Annotated in this window: 1 rRNA gene (only partly in view); it reads left to right on the forward strand. The window is 56.8% G+C overall.

Going from position 1 to position 2,734, the window contains the following annotated elements:
• Positions 1-2,693 (forward strand): 23S ribosomal RNA (locus tag QK440_RS40660); it begins 432 nt to the left of the window's first position.
• The last annotated feature ends 41 nt before the right edge of the window (positions 2,694-2,734 follow it).

A 2,734-nucleotide genomic window follows, 5' to 3' on the forward strand; every position in this document is an offset into this window, starting at 1 on the left:
TCAGCGGCTCGTTTGAGAGACACCCAAGTAGCACGGGGCCCGAGAAATCCCGTGTGAATCTGGCGGGACCACCCGTTAAGCCTAAATATTCCCTGGTGACCGATAGCGGATAGTACCGTGAGGGAATGGTGAAAAGTACCGCGGGAGCGGAGTGAAATAGTACCTGAAACCGTGTGCCTACAAGCCGTGGGAGCGTCGGATGTTGGACTTGTCCAGCATCTCGTGACTGCGTGCCTTTTGAAGAATGAGCCTGCGAGTTTGCGGTGTGTTGCGAGGTTAACCCGTGTGGGGAAGCCGTAGCGAAAGCGAGTCCGAATAGGGCGGTTTAGTAGCGCGCTCAAGACCCGAAGCGGAGTGATCTAGCCATGGGCAGGCTGAAGCGGAGGTAAGACTTCGTGGAGGGCCGAACCCACCAGGGTTGAAAACCTGGGGGATGACCTGTGGTTAGGGGTGAAAGGCCAATCAAACTCCGTGATAGCTGGTTCTCCCCGAAATGCATTTAGGTGCAGCGTCGTGTGTTTCTTGCCGGAGGTAGAGCACTGGATAGGCGATGGGCCCTACCGGGTTACTGACCTTAGCCAAACTCCGAATGCCGGTAAGTGAGAGCGCGGCAGTGAGACTGTGGGGGATAAGCTCCATGGTCGAGAGGGAAACAGCCCAGAGCATCGACTAAGGCCCCTAAGCGTACGCTAAGTGGGAAAGGATGTGGAGTCGCAGAGACAACCAGGAGGTTGGCTTAGAAGCAGCCACCCTTGAAAGAGTGCGTAATAGCTCACTGGTCTAGTGATTCCGCGCCGACAATGTAGCGGGGCTCAAGCGTACCGCCGAAGTCGTGTCATTGCAGTACATACCCCCAACGGGGACTGTGATGGGTAGGGGAGCGTCGTGTGCCGGGTGAAGCCGCGCCGGAAGGCAGTGGTGGACGGTTCACGAGTGAGAATGCAGGCATGAGTAGCGATACATACGTGAGAAACGTGTGCGCCGATTGACTAAGGGTTCCTGGGTCAAGCTGATCTGCCCAGGGTAAGTCGGGACCTAAGGCGAGGCCGACAGGCGTAGTCGATGGATAACCGGTTGATATTCCGGTACCCGCTATGGAGCGCCAAACATCGAATCCAGTGATGCTAAGGCCGTGAAACCGCCGGGTGCGTCTTCGGACAATCTCGGAGTGGTGGAGCCGCTGACCCGAGCTGGTAGTAGGTGAGTGATGGGGTGACGCAGGAAGGTAGTCCATCCCGGGCGGTGGTTGTCCCGGGGTAAGGGTGTAGCCCGTCATCCAGGTAAATCCGGATGGCACGAGGGTGAGACCTGATGCCGAGCCGATTGTGGTGAAGTGGATGATCCTATGCTGTCGAGAAAAGCCTCTAGCGAGTTTCATGGCGGCCCGTACCCTAAACCGACTCAGGTGGTCAGGTAGAGAATACCGAGGCGTTCGGGTGAACTATGGTTAAGGAACTCGGCAAAATGCCCCCGTAACTTCGGGAGAAGGGGGGCCACACCTGGTGACGAGTTTTGCACTCTGAGCTGGAGGTGGCCGCAGAGACCAGCGAGAAGCGACTGTTTACTAAAAACACAGGTCCGTGCGAAGCCGTAAGGCGATGTATACGGACTGACGCCTGCCCGGTGCTGGAACGTTAAGGGGACCGGTTAGTCACTCTTCGGGGTGGCGAAGCTGAGAACTTAAGCGCCAGTAAACGGCGGTGGTAACTATAACCATCCTAAGGTAGCGAAATTCCTTGTCGGGTAAGTTCCGACCTGCACGAATGGCGTAACGACTTCTCGACTGTCTCAACCATAGGCCCGGTGAAATTGCACTACGAGTAAAGATGCTCGTTTCGCGCAGCAGGACGGAAAGACCCCGGGACCTTTACTACAGTTTGATATTGGTGTTCGGTTCGGCTTGTGTAGGATAGGTGGGAGACTGTGAACCCGGTACGCCAGTATCGGGGGAGTCGCCGTTGAAATACCACTCTGGTCGTGCTGGATGTCTAACCTGGGTCCGTGATCCGGATCAGGGACAGTGTCTGATGGGTAGTTTAACTGGGGCGGTTGCCTCCCAAAGGGTAACGGAGGCGCCCAAAGGTTCCCTCAGCCTGGTTGGTAATCAGGTGTTGAGTGTAAGTGCACAAGGGAGCTTGACTGTGAGACTGACGGGTCGAGCAGGGACGAAAGTCGGGACTAGTGATCCGGCGGTGGCTTGTGGAAGCGCCGTCGCTCAACGGATAAAAGGTACCCCGGGGATAACAGGCTGATCTTCCCCAAGAGTCCATATCGACGGGATGGTTTGGCACCTCGATGTCGGCTCGTCGCATCCTGGGGCTGGAGTCGGTCCCAAGGGTTGGGCTGTTCGCCCATTAAAGCGGTACGCGAGCTGGGTTTAGAACGTCGTGAGACAGTTCGGTCCCTATCCGCTGTGCGCGTAGGAGTCTTGAGAAGGGCTGTCCCTAGTACGAGAGGACCGGGACGGACGAACCTCTGGTGTGCCAGTTGTTCTGCCAAGGGCATGGCTGGTTGGCTACGTTCGGGAGGGATAACCGCTGAAAGCATCTAAGCGGGAAGCCTGCTTCGAGATGAGGACTCCCACCCACTTGATGGGGTAAGGCTCCCAGTAGACGACTGGGTTGATAGGCCAGATATGGAAGCCTGGTAACGGGTGGAGTTGACTGGTACTAATAGGCCGAGGGCTTGTCCTCAGTTGCTCGCGTTCACTGTGTTGGTTCTGAAACCACGAACA

Source organism: Streptomyces sp. CC224B (assembly GCF_030010595.1).
Classification (GTDB): domain Bacteria; phylum Actinomycetota; class Actinomycetes; order Streptomycetales; family Streptomycetaceae; genus Streptomyces; species Streptomyces longispororuber.